The following is a 16,471-nucleotide window of genomic DNA, read 5'->3' as shown; positions in this document are numbered from 1 at the left end:
TGAACTACCAGCCCGAACCAACGACGCAAACCGCGCCACAACAGCAGAATCCGGAACCCATTTCGACTCCACACAATCACCTAACCCATGTCAGGTGTTTCCACGACCGCTAGAAATCAAGACCGCTGTGCCGTTAAACCACGCGGCGCCAAGGCTATGCGCGTTATTGGTGCAGAAATCAGTTGACAGGAAACCTTTATTAATAAATAAGGTTCCGGGTATAGCGATTTATATTCATGGGTGTTAGAGTCTCCCTTAGTTGAAAATCATCAAACGTTAAGGAGACTCTTATGTCGTCTATTTCTTCCCTGCTCGCTACCGCAATTGCTGCCGTCATGCCGTTTGCCGGCTCTACCGGCCCAGTCGATGCTCAGGACCAGCTGTCCCAGCCGGATCCTGCTGAGACCACCCAAACCGCACCGGCCGAGGCTGGCGAGCAGCCCGCTCAGGACCAGCAGCCGGGTACCCACGCTGAAAAGGGTCGTATCACCGGTGACAAGGAAGATGTCATCAACGGTGACGCAGAGGGCACCGAAGAGGTCGATCCAGGGTTCAACGGCGGCAACCTGCAGAGCGGTAAGCTGGCCGTGCAGCGCGAGCTGGCACTTGCTACCCAGGAGGCGGGCCACGAGTTCATGAACATTGAGTTCAAGGACGATCACTCCGCCCACTTGACCTTCCCGGAGACCTATAACCCGGACAAGGACGAGGCCGCTGTGCAGCGCGTCATGGATGCGCTGAAGGTCAACGGATACGAGAACATCACCGCGGCATACTAAAGCGCTAACGTCCAGATTGAGGGCATAAGAAAAGGGTGGGACGCTCGTTGGGGAGCGTGCCACCCTTATATGTTTTCCATACCGGTCTAGGGGCCGGGGAGGGGGCTAGGCCTCGTCCACGGTCTTTTCGTATAGGCCAGGGAAGCGGTCATCCGGGTCGGTAACCGCCTTAATAGTCGAAGGAAGGCTGCCACCGTAGAGCTCTTCGAACTTCTCCCGGGAATAGAAGGCCTCGGAGTAGAGGGACTTGTGCCCTCCTAGCTCGTTGACCTTGGATTCGATGACTTTGTTGAACGCGCCATTATTCGGGGCGGACGGGTCGACGTGGTCGCCGTCTACGCCGGACCAGAAGCCGACGTTGACCCAGGTCTGTCCGGGGCGAAGGGGGTAGAGCGGCCATGGGTCGGCGGAGTCAGAGGCGATGTCGCCGGTGCCTACGAGCTCGTCCACGCCATCGCGCAGGCGGATCGGGCACAGCCACACCGGTTGAATATCGGAGGCGTTAAAGAACCAGTGGAGGAATTCCGGCAGGTTCTCCGGTGTGACCTCAATATCCTGCACCACGCGTTCGGCGCGCGGCTTGCCGTGCGGCTTTTTGATGAAGTTATATTCCAGCTCGTATTTGCGGTCGAGGCGGACCAGCTTCCAATAGAAGGAGCTGCGGCGAAGCTCGCGCGGCCACACCTTGCGCACCTTCGGGTTCTGCGCACCAAAAGCGCGCGAGCACCAGAACCAGTCGGTATCCCAGCGCCAGATGTAATCCCGGATTGTGAGGCGATCGCGGCGGATGCCAGAGGCGTGCTGGAGGCTGCGGTAGTAAATCTTGTCCCGCGTGTAATCGGAGGTTGGGCCCTCTTCATCGGTAAAGCGGGCGAAGACGAGGTAGGCCTCGTCCTCGGAGAAGACCACGCCGTCGAGGCCGTGGACGGGCTCGCCGCGGTGGGTGTGGGAAGAGGCGACGTCGGCAAGCACGCGGCTTGCCTCCTCCACGGTGTGGAAACGTTCTTCGCGCAGCTCTACATAGGCGGGCACGGGTTCCAGCTCAATCTTGAGGCGCACCGCATAGCCCAGCGAGCCATAGGAGTTGGGGAACAGGCGGAAGAGATCAACGTTGGACTCGCGGGAGCAGGTGAGAATTTCGCCGGTGCCGGTGAGGACATCCATCTCCAGCACGGACTCGTGGGGGAGGCCGTTGCGGAAGCTGGTAGATTCCACGCCCATGCCAGTTACCGCACCGCCCAAAGTAATGGTCTTAAGCTGCGGGACGACGAAGGGCATGAGGCCATGGGGCAGGGTGGCATCGACTAAGTCCTCATAGGTGCACATGCCCTGCACATCGGCGGTGCGGGCAACTGGGTCGACCTCAATGACGCCGCTCAGGCCGGACACATCGAGGCCCTCCTGCTCCTCGCTGCGGCTGCGGAAGAGGTTGGAGGTCTTCTTGGCTAGGCGTACGCGCTTTCCGGCCGGGACAGCACGGAAGCTCGCCAGCAGCTTATCGACGCCCTCCTGGTGCGCCACCCACCCCACCGGCTCAATGGGCATGGCATCCACCGGCCGCGGCTGGGCGGCGGCGAGGCGATCGCGCAGGTTATCAATGAGAGTCATGGCACCCCTCCTTAAAAGCGGCTATCTTCCCACCAGCGGCGCTCAGGCACGCCGGCGCGGGAGCCGGCCTCGCCCAGCTTGACGCCGAGGAAGTGGTACAGGTTGATGATATTGCGCTCAAAGCCCCACTCAGATCCGGCCATATAAATGCCGTAGAGGCGAGCGGTGGGCAGTCCTACGGTTGCGCAGGCCTCGTCCCAATTCTCCTTCAGATTCTCGCACCAGTCATGCAGCGTGCGCATGTAGTCAAAGCGAAGGGACTCGGTGTGGACGACTTCGAAGCCATTGTCTTGCATCGCTTTGGTGACATTGCCGGAGCCAGTGAGCTCGCCGTCCGGGAAGATATAGCGGTCAATGAAGCCGCCCTTGGGGGTCTTGTGATTATCCGGGTAGGTGATGTTGTGGTTGAGCATCAGGCCACCGACCTTCAACTTGCCATGCAGGAACTTGAAGAAGTCGTTGTAGTTCTTCACGCCAATGTGCTCGATAATGCCGATAGCGGAGATGGCATCGAAGCCCTCTTCGGTGATATCGCGGTAGTCCATGAAGCGGACCTCCGCCAAGTCTTGGAGGCCTTCCTCCTCAATCTTGCGCTGGCCCCACTCGGCCTGTTCCTTGGATAGTGTGACGCCGATGGACTTCACGCCGCGGCGCGCCGCGTAGCGCACCATGCCGCCCCAGCCGCAGCCCACATCCAAGTGGCGGTCGCCTTCCTTGAGGCGCAGCTTGTCAAAGATGAGGCGGTACTTATTCTCCTGCGCTTCCTCCAGGGTGGCATCCGGGGAGGGGTAGTAGGCGCAGGTGTAGGTCATCGAATCGCCCAAGAAGAGCTCGTAGAAATCATTGCCAACGTCATAATGATCAGAAATGACATCGGCATCGCGCTGCTTCGAGTGCTTGGAAAGGCCGTCGTGTAGCTTGCGGCGCAACCAGGAAGCGCGCTCCACCTCAGGGACCGGCTGGATCTGAAAGGCGCCCATGGAAGCTAGGGAACGAACAACGCGGGCCAGGGTCTTGGCATCCGGCTTCCGGAATTTGTCATACATGGCATGCAGGGCGTCAAAAATGCCATAGGGGTGAGCCGGGTGATCGCCATGCACCGTGATGCCGTCCGTGACATAAGCTCGCGCAAAACCCACGTCGCCGGGGTGGGTAGCAATAAAGGAGAGGCCCTCAAGACTATTAATGGTCACCTTGTACTGGGCGTCTTCCGGTCCGGTCGAGGAGCCGTCAAAGGCTTCCCAGCGGAAGGGGTTGGGGCTAGGGACAAAAACGTCGATGATCTCAGCAACGGTCATCGGCGTGAATTTCTTGCTCATAAGTACTTCTTTCGAAACATTAGGTTCACATCAATAACGGCCTCGGAGCGCATAGTGCTGTGAGGTCGGAGATATTTCAGGAGAATTGCGTGTGCGCAATACCCCCTCATGGTAAACCCCGAATACAAAACGTGCGAAAGGACAAGCAATCATGGTCACACTATTGGGTCTTAATGTGGCTATGCGGAGCAAGGCTGGTAGGGTAATGGGGTCATAAGTGTTCAACCGTCCCTGAAGGAAACCTGAATTTCCCCTAAGCTTTCCGGCTCAGGGGGTGCGGTTTCCTAGGGGTAGATGAGTTTCCACCTCCGTGTATGAACGCGAAACCCTCCCTAGATTTCGCGTTCGGCAGCGGTAGGCCAGGAGGATTTTGTAGTGTCCGCCATTGTCCAGGCTTTTAAGGATGCCGACCTACGTAAGAAGATCATCTTCACCATCGTGATGATCATCGCGTACCGCGTCGGTGCACAGATCCCGTCCCCGGGTGTTGACTATGCGTCTATTGCTGGCCGTTTGCGCCAGTTGACCGAGCAGTCCGGAGACCTTTACTCCGTCATCAACCTCTTCTCGGGTGGTGCGTTGCTGCAGCTGTCGATCTTCGCTATCGGCATCATGCCGTACATTACGGCGTCGATTATTGTGCAGCTGCTGACCGTGGTCATTCCCCGCTTTGAGGAATTGAAGAAGGAAGGCCAGTCCGGTCAGGCCAAGATGACCCAGTACACCCGCTACTTGACCCTCGCGTTGGCGTTGCTGCAATCCTCCGGCATCGTCGCGCTGGCAGACCGCGAGCAGCTGCTGGGCCAGGGCGTACAGGTCCTAGCGGCAGACCGTAACTTCTTCACCCTCATTGTCTTGGTCATCACCATGACCTCCGGCGCAGTGCTGGTGATGTGGATGGGTGAGCTCATCACCGAAAAGGGCATCGGTAACGGCATGTCCCTGCTCATCTTCGCTGGTATCGCAACCCGCCTGCCAACCGATGGTGTAAGCATCCTGCAGAACAATGGTGGACTCGTCTTCGCCATGGTCGTAGCCGGATTGGTCATCCTGGTTGTTGGTATTACCTTCATCGAGCAGGGCCAGCGCCGCATTCCGGTGCAGTACGCAAAGCGCATGGTCGGCCGCCGCCAGTACGGTGGTTCCTCTACCTACCTGCCGCTGAAGGTCAACCAGGCCGGCGTTATCCCGGTCATCTTCGCTTCCTCCCTTATCTACATGCCGGTTCTCATTACCCAGATTGTGAACTCTGGCTCCGCCGGCACCCCAGATAACTGGTGGCAGCGCAATGTCATCGCGCACCTGCAGGCACCTTCCTCCTGGCAGTACATCGTGCTGTACTTCGTCCTGACCATCTTCTTCGCTTACTTCTATGTCTCGGTTCAGTACGATCCGGCAGAGCAGGCGGATAATATGAAGAAGTACGGCGGCTTTATCCCGGGTATTCGCCCGGGCCGTCCGACCGCGGAGTACCTTGGTTATGTGATGAACCGTCTGCTGTGCGTGGGCGCCCTGTACCTGGCAGTTATTGCCATCCTGCCGAATATCCTCTTAGATCTCGGCGTGGGCCGCTCCTCCGCCAGCGGCACGTCCGCCTTTGGTGGTACGGCCATCCTGATTATGGTCTCCGTCGCCTTGACTACGGTCAAGCAGATCGAGTCCCAGCTACTGCAATCCAACTACGAAGGACTACTTAAGTAATGCGTCTTGTACTTCTAGGACCTCCCGGTGCCGGCAAGGGCACCCAGGCAGCTATCCTCAGCGAGAAGCTGAACGTTCCGCACATCTCCACCGGCGACCTGTTCCGCGCCAATATCGGCGAGGGCACCCCGCTGGGTGTAGAGGCAAAGTCCTACATCGATGCAGGCAAGCTGGTACCTACCGACGTCACTGCACGTATGGTCGAGGACCGCCTCAACCAGGATGACGCCAAGAATGGCTTCCTGCTGGACGGCTTCCCGCGTACCACCGAGCAGGCAGACATCCTGGAGGAGCTGCTGGCTAAGAAGGGCGAGAAGCTCGACGGTGTTCTCAACTTCGAGGTCTCTGAGGATGTTGTGGTTGAGCGCATGATGGCCCGTGGCCGCGCCGACGATAACGAGGAAACCATCCGCACCCGCCTCGGTGTCTACCGCGAGGAAACCTTCCCGCTTATCGAGCACTACGGCGATGCCATCATCTCCATTAAGGCCGAAGGCACCGTGGAGGAAATCAACGCCCGTGCGATGGAAGCGCTGGGTAAGTAAGCATGGCTTTTCGACGCCGCAGTAAGCGCATCCCCGCCCGCACCCCGGGCGAGCTAGACGCCATGCAGGCCGCCGGCGAAATTGTTGGCAAGGCACTGCAGGAAGTCCGCGCTGCTGCAGCGTCTGGCGTATCTACCCTCGAGTTGGACGCGGTGGCTGAGCAGACTATTCGCGATGCCGGCGCCTATCCCACCTTCAAGGGGTACGAAGGATTTCCAGGCTCCATCTGTGCATCCGTTAATGACGTCATCGTGCACGGCATTCCGGATAAGGAAACCGTCCTCGCGGAAGGCGACTTGGTGTCCATCGATTGCGGTGCCACGCTCGATGGCTGGGTAGGCGATAGCGCTTGGTCCTTCGCAGTGGGCGAGCTCGATGCTGATGTCGCGGCCCTCAACAAGGCCACCGAGTATGTCCTTATGGAGGGCATGCAGGCCATGGTTCCGGGCAATATGCTTACCGACGTCTCCCATGCCCTAGAGCAAGCCACCCGCCGGGCCGAGCAGAAGTTCGGCGTGGATCTTTTCATCGTGGATGGCTACGGCGGTCACGGCATTGGGCGCACCATGCACGAGGATCCTTACCTGGCCAATGAAGGCCGCCCGGGCCGCGGCCCACTGATCCAAGAAGGTTCCGTCCTAGCTATTGAACCCATGCTAACTTTGGGCACAGAGGATTCTGCCGTGCTAGAAGATGACTGGACGGTCGTTACCCTCGATGGCTCCTTTGCCGCCCACTGGGAGCATACGGTGGCCGCGACCGCCGATGGTCCCCGTATTCTCACCCGCCGCTACTGACACATATTCCCCAATATTGCCTGTTGTACTAGGCATACGCCCCTGAAAGGTTTATACTCACAGCCATGTCTAAATTTAGCTTCCGCAAAATCCGTGCCACGGTTGCAGCGCCCGCAGTCGCTAGCGTGATGGCCTTGAGTGCCACCGTTGCGGCTCCTGCCGCTACCGCCCAGGAGATTCCGAACCTGGATCAGCTCAGCTCCAAGGCAAACTCCGACCTCGCTCAGCTCTCTTCTCAGTCCGGCCTGGACCAGCTCACCGCTGAGGCCAAGAAGCAGCTGGATAACTTCCATGGCCAGACCCGCGAGCAGGCCTGGAATACCCGCAACCAGATCCTGGACCAGGCAGAGAAGTTCTCTCCGGAACTGGCACCTAGCGTTCAAACCGCTGTGGACGGCGCCGTAGAATTCCTCTTCCCAGGCTTGATTGCTCAGAAGAATGAGGAAGCACGCAAGGCCCGCGAGGCCGCTGCTCGCGCCAACGCTGAGCGCGTTGCTGCGGAGAAGGCTCGTTCTGAGGCTGCGGCACGCAAGGCGGAAGCACAGCGCCGCGCTAACCAGTTCGACCGTGGCCCGTGCCCGGCTGATGCCAAGGTTTGTGTCGACCTCAATGGTCGACGCACCTGGCTGCAGGATGGCGGCAAGGTGTCCTACGTGTCCCCGGCAATGTCCGCCGGCATGCGCGGTCAGGAAACCCCGCGCGGCACGTTCTACGTTGGCCGCAAGGTAGAGCATGACATCTCCCGCGAGTTCAATAACGCACCGATGCCGTACTCCATCTACTTCACCAATAACGGTCACGCCTTCCACCTGGATGACCCGGCTGTTGATTCCAATGGCTGCGTTCACCTTCCGCCAGACGCTGCAAAGCGCTACTGGGATAATGTACAGGTTGGCGATAAGGTCTTCATCTACTAAGGCCCGCGCTTAAGCGAAAGCCTCATCCCCCGAACCGGCTCCCGAGAAGGAGAATCGGTTCGGGGGATTTTGCTGGCTTAGGGTGAGGGACGGGCGAGTGAGCGGGGCGTCGGAAAGCGCAGCGGTTTGGAAAACGTGTCGCTGCAGCGTATGCTGTTAAGTCGGTGTATAGCGTCAGCGAGGCTGACGCGGATACGCCACCGCAGTAGACAACAAACATGCAGGTGACGGCGCACTTGTCCGTCGCCAGAAAAGTAGAGGTTATGGCTAAGGAAGGCGCAATCGAGGTAGAAGGCCGCATTATCGAGCCTTTGCCCAACGCAATGTTCCGTGTCGAGCTCGACAATGGACACAAGGTTCTTGCACACATTTCTGGCAAGATGCGTCAGCACTACATTCGCATCCTCCCAGAGGACCGCGTGGTTGTAGAGCTGTCTCCTTATGACCTGACCCGCGGACGCATCGTCTACCGCTACAAGTAAAGACAGTAAGCCTCCTCACCCAAGGGTGAACCTGTAGGTTCACCCTGTCCACCTCAGGCTACGGTGGCCTGAGCCCGCACTGGTAAGTAACCCAAGGATTCCCGGCACGGTCCGGGCGAAGCGTTGCATGGAGCGGGACGGATGGGGAGAAAACCGCCGTAACAACCCGAAAGGACACGCCATATGGCACGTCTAGCTGGTGTTGACCTCCCCCGCAATAAGCGCATGGAGGTCGCTCTCACCTACATCTACGGCATCGGTCCAACCCGTGCCAAGGAACTGCTAGAAAAGACTGGCATTTCTCCTGACCTGCGCACTGACAACCTGGATGATGACCAGCTGTCGGCGCTCCGTGACGCAATTGAGGCTACCTGGAAGGTTGAGGGTGACCTCCGCCGTCAGGTTCAGGCTGATATCCGCCGCAAGATTGAAATCGGAAGCTACAAGGGTCTGCGCCACCGCCGTGGCCTGCCTGTACGTGGCCAGCGCACCAAGACCAATGCGCGCACTCGTAAGGGTCCGAAGAAGACGATCGCAGGAAAGAAGAAGTAATTCATGCCTCCAAAGACTCGTTCCGGCGCGCGCCGTTCCGGCCGTCGCGTCGTAAAGAAGAATGTGGCCCTCGGCCACGCATACATCAAGTCCACCTTCAATAACACCATCGTCTCGATCACCGATCAGACCGGTGCTGTTATCTCTTGGGCATCCTCCGGCCACGTTGGCTTCAAGGGTTCCCGTAAGTCCACTCCGTTCGCCGCTCAGATGGCAGCCGAGAACGCTGCACGCAAGGCAATGGATCACGGCATGAAGAAGGTTGACGTATTCGTCAAGGGTCCGGGCTCCGGCCGCGAGACCGCCATCCGTTCCCTGCAGGCTGCAGGCCTCGAGGTTTCCTCGATCACGGATGCAACCCCACAGCCGCACAACGGCTGCCGTCCGACCAAGCGCCGCAAGGTTTAAGGGAAAGGAAGAGGTAAGAAAATGGCTCGTTACACTGGCCCCGCTACCCGCGTATCCCGCCGTCTTCGCGTCGACTTGGTCGGCGGCGATATGGCATTCGAGCGCCGCCCGTACCCACCGGGACAGGCTGGCCGCAACCGCATCAAGGAATCTGAGTACCTGCTGCAGCTCCAGGAGAAGCAGAAGGCAAAGTACACCTATGGTGTGCTGGAGCGTCAGTTCCGTCGCTACTACGCAGAGGCTAACCGCCTCCCGGGCAAGACCGGCGATAACTTGGTTATCCTGCTCGAGTCCCGCCTGGACAACGTAGTTTACCGTGCAGGTCTGGCACGCACCCGCCGCCAGGCTCGCCAGCTTGTCTCCCACGGTCACTTCACCGTGAACGGCAAGAACATCAACGTTCCTTCCTACAAGGTCACCCAGTACGACATCATCGATGTCCGTGACCGCTCCAAGAAGATGGAATGGTTCGAAGATGCTCAGGACGCCCTCATCGATGCCAACGTACCGGCATGGCTGCAGGTTGTTCCTGATACCCTGCGCATCCTCGTGCACCAGCTGCCCGAGCGCGCTCAGATCGACATTCCGCTGCAGGAGCAGCTCATCGTCGAGCTTTACTCGAAGTAAACTGTTATACCGCACGGCCTGTAATGGCCTGGCGGATAACCAGGAATCTTCAATCCCGAAGATTTTTACCCCTCTACCGGCGTCAAATAGCGGTCGCCGAAAAGGAGAATTTCAATGCTCATTTCCCAGCGTCCTCAGCTCACCGAGGAATTCATCGACTCGTCTCGTTCCAAGTTCGTCATCGAACCGCTCGAGCCGGGCTTTGGCTACACCCTCGGTAACTCGCTGCGTCGTACCTTGCTGTCCTCCATTCCGGGTGCAGCGGTAACCTCCATCAAGATCGATGGTGTTCTCCACGAGTTCACCACCATCAACGGTGTGAAGGAAGACGTTTCCGAGATCATCTTGAACATCAAGAGCATGGTGCTTTCTTCCGACTCCGATGAGCCGGTTGTTATGTACCTGAGCAAGGAAGGCCCGGGCGATGTCACCGCGGGCGATATCCAGCCGCCGGCTGGTGTGGAGATCCACAACCCGGATCTGCACATCGCTTCCCTGAATGACACCGCCAAGCTGGACATTGAGCTCGTCGTCGAGCGCGGCCGTGGCTATGTCCCAGCCGCTCCTACCTCCGGTGAGATCGGCCGCATCCCGGTCGACCAGATTTACTCCCCGGTTCTCAAGGTCTCCTACAAGGTCGAGGCAACTCGTGTTGAGCAGCGCACCGACTTTGACAAGCTGACCATCGACGTCGAAACCAAGAACTCGATTTCTGCCCGCGACGCCCTGGCTTCCGCCGGCGGCACCCTGGTCGAGCTGTTCGGCCTGGCTCGCGAGCTGAACAACGCTGCCGAAGGCATCGAGATCGGACCCTCCCCGCAGGAGACCGAGTATATCGCTGCTTACGGCATGCCGATCGAGGACCTGAACTTCTCCGTCCGCTCTTATAACTGCCTGAAGCGTCAGGAGATCCACACCGTGGGCGAGCTCGCTGAATGCACCGAGTCCGACCTGCTGGATATCCGCAACTTCGGCCAGAAGTCGATCAATGAGGTAAAGATCAAGCTGGCTAACCTGGGCCTGGCTCTCAAGGACACCCCTGAGGACTTCGACCCGACCCAGCTCGAGGGCTACGACGCAGAAACCGGTGACTTCAAGGATCCGGCTGCCGAGGATTCCGAGTAAAGAACCCCGCTGACTTGCGGCAATGACCTAATTGCCGCGCGCTCAACTTTTACCGCATACGAGGAGTACACAATGCCAACCCCTAAGAAGGGTGCCCGTCTCGGCGGCTCCGCCAAGCAGCAGGCTCACATGCTGAGCAACTTGGCAGCCAGCCTGATCGAGCACGGCGCTATCAAGACCACCGATGCCAAGGCGAAGGTCCTTCGCCCGTACATCGAGAAGATCATCACCAAGGCTAAGTCCGGCACCGTTGCTGACCGCCGCGCAGTTCTGAAGCTCATCCCGCGCAAGGATGTTGTTTCTTACCTGTTCGACGAGGTAGCACCGAAGTTTGAGAACCGTGAGGGTGGCTACACCCGCACCATCAAGCTGGACAACCGCACCGGTGACAATGCCCCGATGTCCCAGATCTCCCTCGTTCTTGAGGAGACCGTGACCTCTGAGGCTAACCGCGCTACCCGCGCTGCCGCTTCCAAGGCCGCTGAGGCTGAGGAAGCTAAGGCAGACGAGGCTGCAGAGACTGAGGCACCTGCCGAGGAGACCGCAGCTGAGGAGTCCGAGGAGAAGTAAATTCTCCTTCGGCCTAAGCGCTTCGCCGCCGCCTTTCCCACTTGTGTGAGGGCGGCGGCTTTTTATGTCTCCAGTCCTTGAGGCCGCTCGGAGCGCGGCGGCCCCGGCACCGGTGCTGCGTGATTACTCCGGTAGCATGAAGCCCACTATGACAGATGCAGCATCGACTTCCCCCGAAGGGCCGGCGGACGGGTTCGTTCGCCTGCGCTTGGACTTGGCCTATGACGGCACGGACTTTCATGGCTGGGCCAAGCAGAAGGGCGGTCTGCGCACGGTGCAAGGCGTGGTGGAAGAGAAACTGGCGATGATTGCGCGCACGGAGGTGCCGCTTACGGTCGCTGGGCGCACGGATGCCGGCGTTCACGCTCGTGGCCAGGTAGCGCACGTGGACGTTCCCACTGAGATGCTGGCGCAGCGCTCGGTGGCGGGGGAGCCGGGGAAGTTGGTGCGTCGGCTAGCAAAGCTTCTGCCAGAAGACGTGCGCGTGCACGGTTGTGAGTTCGCCCCCGCGGGCTTTGACGCGCGATTTTCGGCGCTGCGGCGGCACTACGTGTACCGGATTACCACCAATCCGCGCGGCGCGCTGCCGACCCGGGCGCGGGATACGGCCGAGTGGATTAAGCCGGTGGATATCGATGCCATGCAAGAAGCCGCCACCGCCCTGGTGGGCCTGCACGATTTTGCGGCCTTTTGTAAGGCCAAGCCGAATGCCACGACCATCCGTGAATTACAGGAGTTTTCCTGGCGCGACGTCTCCACGCCCGAAGAACCGGAGCTTTTTGAGGCCCGCGTGAGTGCCGATGCTTTTTGCTGGTCGATGGTGCGCTCACTGGTGGGCTGTTGCCTGCGCGTGGGCGAGGGGCGGCGCGATGCCGACTTCGCCGCGGCGTTGCTGCAGGAGACGAAGCGCTCTTCCAGCATCCCCGTGGCCCCGGCAAAGGGGCTTTCGCTCGTCGCCGTTGATTACCCGGCGGCAGACCAGCTGGCGGCGCGCGCCGAGGTCACCCGCGGAAGGCGCAGCGCCGACTAGCGCCCAAGTGGCAGCGGTTGCCTACCTGGGATAGCCTGTGTGCTGGGTGTACACAGACTTTTCGGGGGAAAATCATGGCACGTCCGCTGCCTACTACCAAGGCCCAGGTATCGGGCCATAAATTCTTGCGCCGCCGCGTCGAGCATGGGCTCGTCTTAGGCGATATCCGCATGATCCACGATCCATTGGCTAGGCGCCGCAAAGCGCTCCTTTTCGGCGGGGTCGGCGTCGCCTTCCTAGCGGTGGGGTCCGGTATGTTGGCATGGCTGCAGCCGAGCCCGCAGCCGGGCGAGGCGCCGATTGTGCGCTCGGAGCAGGGCCAGCTCTTTGTGGATGTCAACGACACCTACCACCCGGTATTCAACCTGGCGTCGGCGCGCATTATCGCCGGGCAAGCGGCCGAGGCGCAGACCATTGGGGACCAGCATCTGCAAGAAGCTTTGCTGGGCTCACCGGTGGGTATCTCGGATGCCCCTGGGTACCTCGCGGCAGCAGGCGAGACTCCCCAGCAGCGTTGGGCAGCGTGTTTAGCCGGCAAGGATGAGGCACCGACTACAGAAAACCCAACCAGCATCGGCGGCCATCAGGTTGCGTCGCAGGAGGTTATTGTCCTTGCCGAGCCCGAGCAGAAAAGCCTCGGTGAGGAGCGCGCCGCACTGGTGGAATCCGAGGGCACGCAGTGGCTTATCACAGAGGAGGGCCGCGTGGCATTGCCAGATTCCTCCAGCACCGAAGGGCGCGTCGTGCGCCGGGCGCTGGGCGTGGACGATAGTACCCACACCTGGCCCGTGCCGCCCGAGCTGCTCAATGCCTTTGCGGAGCTGCCACCGCTAAACTTTCCGGCCGATCCGCCCGAGGTTGTCGATACTGGGCAGGGCCTGTGGGCGCGTACGTCCGAGGGCGTAGCGGAGCTGACCCCCACCCAGGCGGAGATGCTCACAGGAGTGGGTGCCAAGGAGACAACAGCCACGCCGCAGGAGATTGCCGCGCTTGCCGACGCCCCCTTAAACCTCAACCTTCCCTCCACGTCCTTCCGCTTCTTAACCCCAGACGATGGCTGGATGTGTGCTGCTAACGAGGGCGGCGGGGCAGTGGTACCTGCCCAAGCAGGCACCGTCGCCTTGGCAGGTGAGTCAGTGGCCCATCGCTTTGGTGGGCTCAACGCCGGTGGCGTAGGCGTAGACAGCGGCCATGGCTATCACGTGGTTTCACCCACGGGCCAACGGCACGAGGTCAAGGACAAGGAGACTTTGGAAGCCCTTGGTACCGGCGTGGGCGCGCAGGTGCCGTGGGAGATCCTGCGCTTGCTGCCGGAAGGCTCCGCGCTCAATCGTGAGCAGGCGCTACAGGTTAGCTCTTAGGCCGTAGCCCGCGCCATACCGCCCACGCGGCAAGCGCCAGCGCTAACCCACCCAGCACCCAGGCACTGCGTGTGGGGGCGCGCGAGTCGCCTTCGTCAGCAGGGCGGATGGTCATAGCTCGGGTATCGACGTCCGGGCCCGCTTCCACGTGGGTGAGCACGGTGAGCGGGTCGATGAAGCCGTGCCCTGGCTCCGCGGCGTCCTCCAAGCGCTTGCGGAGGGCGGCCGGGCTATCGTCCGGAAAGCGCTGCGCCAAGAGGGCAGCGGTGCCGCTGACCACCGGCGCGGCAAAGGAGGTGCCATGGAACTGCGCCGTTCCGTCCGCGCCTTCCTTACCATCGGCCCATCCACCCGCGGGGTTGAGCGCTAGCGGAATGAAACCCTGCGCAGCCAGTTGGGGTCCGTCGGCCGAGTTCAGAGAGTAGTCAGCGATTTCGTGCGAATCCGCTTGGGCGCTTACCGAGAGCACCGTGGGCGAATCCGCCGGAAAGACGCGGTCACCCATCTCACAGCTGCCAGAGGACGCATTGCCGGAGGCAGCGATCACCACGGCGCCGGAGTCTTCCGCATGTGCCAAAGCACGATCCAATCGGGAAGTATCGACCTGCGCGGCCACATCTGGCGGGACACAGGAGACAACGGAGATGTTGATGACGCGGGCACCGGCAGCGGTGGCGTCATCAATGGCGCGGGCCAAGGTGTCCAGCGATCCGGTGGTACTGTCTTCCGCTTCCTGGCGGTAGTGCGCGCTGGTCTGGCGCACCGCGTAAATCTCTGCTCGCGGGGCGATACCGATATCGTGTCCGGCAATGACACCGGCCACGACGGTGCCGTGCAGGTCGCAATCGCGATGCGGCTCTGGTTCCTCTGGCGCGACAAGGTCCGCGCCACTGCTGAGATGCCGCAGTTGATCGTGGCGGGCCACGCCAGTATCGATAACGGCTACTTTGACGCCTTCCCCGGTAGCAAAGGAATGTAAACGGGCCCGGTAGTCTAGCTGCTCCTCGCTCGGTTGGGGCGAAAGCGGTGAGGAATGCGCGGTGGCACATTCGCGGTCCGGCTCGCGCGCGGCCGCATAGGGAGCAGCAGTCAGTCCCGCAGCGAATGCAACTACTAAAGCGGCAGGTAGCACGCGCATTACCCAAGCCCCCTAATGAGCACGAAGACACCGGCAAGGTGCGCGGCCAGCGGCAAACTAGCGGCAATGGCCAGGGATTCTATGCGCTCAAACCACGCGATGGTGGTGGGCTCGAGCCCAGCCACCTTGGGTGCCCACAGCGGGGCGCTTAGCATGGCGAGGAGAACCAGGCAGGCAACAAGGATGGGCGCCCAGGCATCGGCAAGGCCGGAATCCGCCACCGCGTGGGTAGCGCACAAGCACGTAGCGAGACAGGCGGTCATCGCCAGCAGCATCAGGGCCCAGCTAGCCAGCGCACGACCGTGCCGGGCGGCATGCAGGACGACGGCACCCGCGGTGGTCACGCAGAGTGCTTGGACGAATCCCGCGCCGGTGTGCTCAGCCCCAAAAAGCACCGCAACGTACTCGGCGAGAGAATCAGTGGCGCCGCTCGTCGGCGCCAAGACCGGACCACTGCCCGTCAGCGAGAGTGCGATCAGGGCCGGAATGAGACAGAGCGCCAGCCCACAGCACATTCCCTCATAGGCGCTGCCGGCGCGCCGGGCACGGATATCGACATCCGGCTGGACGGCATCCGAAACCGCGAGGTCTTGGCCGGCCGTGGGCAGCTGCGGGACTTTGAGTCCAGCGGTGGCAACAGTCAGCGCAGGAGCTGCGGCCAACAGGATAATGCCGGCGATCACCACGCAGGCGGCAGCCGCCGTACCGTGGCTGCCCTGGAGACCCGTCCCTGGTCCAGGCAACAGGTAGCCCAAAGCCGCGACCAACAACAGCACCGAGACGGTGAGTGCCACGGCGGTAGTGCGAACCGTGCTCAACCCGGTGACGTGGCAGGCAAGCAGCACGATGAGGAGGGCGACGCAGGCGGTGAGTGCGGCAAAGGGGGCTTCGCCAAGCGAGGGCGAAATCACCACCCAGCCACACGCCATGCCGGCTACCAGGCTAAGGTGTACCAGCGATAAGGCCCGGGTCCACAAGGCGAGCAACAGGGCTCCAGCGGTCAACGCCGCCCACGCCGCGAGGGGAAGGGTGCTAACCCACACGAGGGCGAAGGCGGCAAGCATTCCTGCCCATGCCCAGACGGTGGGAAGGGCGGCGGTAGTATCTTCCTCAGCCGCGGCGGCGAGCGATTCCGCCGCATCCCGAATCACCGGTGCAGGCCGGCGCTCGCGCGGACTAATAACCAGGATGGAGCCTTCCGTGAGCGCAGTGGCAGCCAATGGGGCGGTGAGATCGATGGCGCGGCCGGAGGCTGTGCTCGCGCGCCAAGGCTCAGAAATGGTGGGCGCATCCACCAAGTCAGTGATCTCCGCCAGAAGCTCCCCCACGCTGGAGCTTAGCGGTAGCGCCACGTCTGCCTCCTTGTGGAAGGCGCCGGCATGAATGCGAACGGTAAGGCGCAGATGATGCGCTGTTGCAGTAGTCATGATGTCCCCCGAAAAATGTATGGATTGTGGGCGTCCCCCTTGCCCAATGCCACATATTGTGGCTTACTAGTGGCGACGTGTCCAC

Annotated in this window: 17 protein-coding genes; 13 read left to right on the top strand and 4 right to left on the bottom strand. The window is 61.0% G+C overall.

The annotated features are described in order from the left end of the window. Positions 1 to 290: 290 nt before the first annotated feature. Positions 291 to 779, top strand: coding sequence for a hypothetical protein (locus tag MHX61_RS04310; RefSeq protein ID WP_239193067.1), 489 nt, complete (start codon positions 291 to 293; stop codon positions 777 to 779). A gap of 105 nt (positions 780 to 884) precedes the next feature. On the opposite strand, the gene MHX61_RS04305 is transcribed toward MHX61_RS04310, so the two are convergent. Together MHX61_RS04305 and MHX61_RS04300 are read right to left on the bottom strand one after the other, a co-directional pair. Then, positions 885 to 2,387, bottom strand: a complete 1,503-nt coding sequence (locus MHX61_RS04305; protein WP_239193065.1) for an FAD-binding oxidoreductase — start codon at positions 2,385 to 2,387, stop codon at positions 885 to 887. An 11-nt stretch (positions 2,388 to 2,398) separates the two neighbouring features. Beyond that, positions 2,399 to 3,706, bottom strand: coding sequence for a class I SAM-dependent methyltransferase (locus tag MHX61_RS04300; RefSeq protein WP_239193063.1), 1,308 nt, complete (start codon positions 3,704 to 3,706; stop codon positions 2,399 to 2,401). A gap of 375 nt (positions 3,707 to 4,081) precedes the next feature. Here MHX61_RS04300 and secY point away from each other — a divergent pair, with 375 nt between their 5' ends. The 12 genes from secY (at position 4,082) to eccB (ending at position 13,821) form a co-directional block, all read left to right on the top strand. Next, positions 4,082 to 5,407, top strand: a complete 1,326-nt coding sequence (secY, locus tag MHX61_RS04295; RefSeq protein ID WP_239193061.1) for a preprotein translocase subunit SecY — start codon at positions 4,082 to 4,084, stop codon at positions 5,405 to 5,407. Then, on the top strand, positions 5,407 to 5,952 hold the full coding sequence (locus MHX61_RS04290) for an adenylate kinase (protein ID WP_005322769.1): 546 nt from the start codon (positions 5,407 to 5,409) through the stop codon (positions 5,950 to 5,952). The genes secY and MHX61_RS04290 overlap by 1 nt, the downstream gene beginning before the upstream one ends. Positions 5,953 to 5,954: 2 nt before the next feature. Then, positions 5,955 to 6,749 (top strand): type I methionyl aminopeptidase, encoded by a 795-nt coding sequence (gene map / locus MHX61_RS04285; RefSeq protein ID WP_239193059.1) that lies wholly within the window; start codon positions 5,955 to 5,957, stop codon positions 6,747 to 6,749. A 65-nt stretch (positions 6,750 to 6,814) separates the two neighbouring features. Next, entirely contained in the window at positions 6,815 to 7,666 is an 852-nt protein-coding gene (locus tag MHX61_RS04280) for a L,D-transpeptidase (RefSeq protein WP_239193057.1), read from the top strand. A 263-nt stretch (positions 7,667 to 7,929) separates the two neighbouring features. Next, positions 7,930 to 8,148, top strand: coding sequence for a translation initiation factor IF-1 (infA, locus tag MHX61_RS04275; protein WP_004566852.1), 219 nt, complete (start codon positions 7,930 to 7,932; stop codon positions 8,146 to 8,148). A 183-nt stretch (positions 8,149 to 8,331) separates the two neighbouring features. Then, positions 8,332 to 8,700 carry a 30S ribosomal protein S13 gene (gene rpsM, locus MHX61_RS04270; protein WP_005322765.1) on the top strand — a complete coding sequence of 123 codons (369 nt, stop codon included), beginning with the start codon at positions 8,332 to 8,334 and terminating at the stop codon, positions 8,698 to 8,700. A 3-nt stretch (positions 8,701 to 8,703) separates the two neighbouring features. After that, positions 8,704 to 9,108, top strand: a complete 405-nt coding sequence (gene rpsK, locus MHX61_RS04265) for a 30S ribosomal protein S11 (protein ID WP_005322764.1) — start codon at positions 8,704 to 8,706, stop codon at positions 9,106 to 9,108. A 21-nt stretch (positions 9,109 to 9,129) separates the two neighbouring features. Beyond that, a complete protein-coding gene (rpsD, locus tag MHX61_RS04260; RefSeq protein ID WP_005322762.1) occupies positions 9,130 to 9,735 on the top strand; it encodes a 30S ribosomal protein S4 in 606 nt (201 codons plus the stop codon). A gap of 114 nt (positions 9,736 to 9,849) precedes the next feature. Further along, positions 9,850 to 10,860: a DNA-directed RNA polymerase subunit alpha gene (locus MHX61_RS04255; protein WP_005322760.1), complete on the top strand. Its 1,011-nt coding sequence runs from the start codon at positions 9,850 to 9,852 to the stop codon at positions 10,858 to 10,860. A gap of 72 nt (positions 10,861 to 10,932) precedes the next feature. Next, on the top strand, positions 10,933 to 11,430 hold the full coding sequence (gene rplQ / locus MHX61_RS04250) for a 50S ribosomal protein L17 (RefSeq protein ID WP_023020595.1): 498 nt from the start codon (positions 10,933 to 10,935) through the stop codon (positions 11,428 to 11,430). Positions 11,431 to 11,566: 136 nt separating this feature from the next. Then, positions 11,567 to 12,460 carry a tRNA pseudouridine(38-40) synthase TruA gene (gene truA / locus MHX61_RS04245; RefSeq protein ID WP_239193077.1) on the top strand — a complete coding sequence of 298 codons (894 nt, stop codon included), beginning with the start codon at positions 11,567 to 11,569 and terminating at the stop codon, positions 12,458 to 12,460. A 74-nt stretch (positions 12,461 to 12,534) separates the two neighbouring features. Next, entirely contained in the window at positions 12,535 to 13,821 is a 1,287-nt protein-coding gene (eccB, locus tag MHX61_RS04240) for a type VII secretion protein EccB (RefSeq protein ID WP_239193055.1), read from the top strand. On the opposite strand, the gene MHX61_RS04235 is transcribed toward eccB, so the two are convergent. After that, positions 13,811 to 14,959: a S8 family serine peptidase gene (locus MHX61_RS04235; RefSeq protein WP_239193053.1), complete on the bottom strand. Its 1,149-nt coding sequence runs from the start codon at positions 14,957 to 14,959 to the stop codon at positions 13,811 to 13,813. The two genes, eccB and MHX61_RS04235, sit on opposite strands and share 11 nt — an antisense overlap. After that, positions 14,959 to 16,386 carry a type VII secretion integral membrane protein EccD gene (gene eccD / locus MHX61_RS04230; protein ID WP_239193051.1) on the bottom strand — a complete coding sequence of 476 codons (1,428 nt, stop codon included), beginning with the start codon at positions 16,384 to 16,386 and terminating at the stop codon, positions 14,959 to 14,961. The genes MHX61_RS04235 and eccD overlap by 1 nt, the downstream gene beginning before the upstream one ends. Between the last annotated feature and the right edge of the window lie 85 nt (positions 16,387 to 16,471).

Origin of the sequence: Corynebacterium sp. ACRPF (assembly GCF_022347395.1) — a bacterium.
Lineage (GTDB): Bacteria > Actinomycetota > Actinomycetes > Mycobacteriales > Mycobacteriaceae > Corynebacterium > Corynebacterium tuberculostearicum_D.
The sequence above is the reverse complement of the archived record's forward strand: the minus strand, read 5'-3'. Positions and strand labels throughout refer to the sequence as shown.

Bases quoted from the DNA above. Each gene is read 5' to 3' on its own strand.
- truA (WP_239193077.1), top strand. From the start codon at position 11,567: ATGAAGCCCACTATGACAGATGCAGCATCGACTTCCCCCGAAGGGCCG.
- MHX61_RS04290 (WP_005322769.1), top strand. From the start codon at position 5,407: ATGCGTCTTGTACTTCTAGGACCTCCCGGTGCCGGCAAGGGCACCCAG.
- map (WP_239193059.1), top strand. From the start codon at position 5,955: ATGGCTTTTCGACGCCGCAGTAAGCGCATCCCCGCCCGCACCCCGGGC.
- eccD (WP_239193051.1), bottom strand. From the start codon at position 16,386: ATGACTACTGCAACAGCGCATCATCTGCGCCTTACCGTTCGCATTCAT.
- MHX61_RS04280 (WP_239193057.1), top strand. From the start codon at position 6,815: ATGTCTAAATTTAGCTTCCGCAAAATCCGTGCCACGGTTGCAGCGCCC.
- infA (WP_004566852.1), top strand. From the start codon at position 7,930: ATGGCTAAGGAAGGCGCAATCGAGGTAGAAGGCCGCATTATCGAGCCT.
- MHX61_RS04255 (WP_005322760.1), top strand. From the start codon at position 9,850: ATGCTCATTTCCCAGCGTCCTCAGCTCACCGAGGAATTCATCGACTCG.
- MHX61_RS04300 (WP_239193063.1), bottom strand. From the start codon at position 3,706: ATGAGCAAGAAATTCACGCCGATGACCGTTGCTGAGATCATCGACGTT.
- rplQ (WP_023020595.1), top strand. From the start codon at position 10,933: ATGCCAACCCCTAAGAAGGGTGCCCGTCTCGGCGGCTCCGCCAAGCAG.
- rpsM (WP_005322765.1), top strand. From the start codon at position 8,332: ATGGCACGTCTAGCTGGTGTTGACCTCCCCCGCAATAAGCGCATGGAG.
- rpsK (WP_005322764.1), top strand. From the start codon at position 8,704: ATGCCTCCAAAGACTCGTTCCGGCGCGCGCCGTTCCGGCCGTCGCGTC.
- eccB (WP_239193055.1), top strand. From the start codon at position 12,535: ATGGCACGTCCGCTGCCTACTACCAAGGCCCAGGTATCGGGCCATAAA.
- rpsD (WP_005322762.1), top strand. From the start codon at position 9,130: ATGGCTCGTTACACTGGCCCCGCTACCCGCGTATCCCGCCGTCTTCGC.
- MHX61_RS04235 (WP_239193053.1), bottom strand. From the start codon at position 14,959: ATGCGCGTGCTACCTGCCGCTTTAGTAGTTGCATTCGCTGCGGGACTG.
- MHX61_RS04305 (WP_239193065.1), bottom strand. From the start codon at position 2,387: ATGACTCTCATTGATAACCTGCGCGATCGCCTCGCCGCCGCCCAGCCG.
- MHX61_RS04310 (WP_239193067.1), top strand. From the start codon at position 291: ATGTCGTCTATTTCTTCCCTGCTCGCTACCGCAATTGCTGCCGTCATG.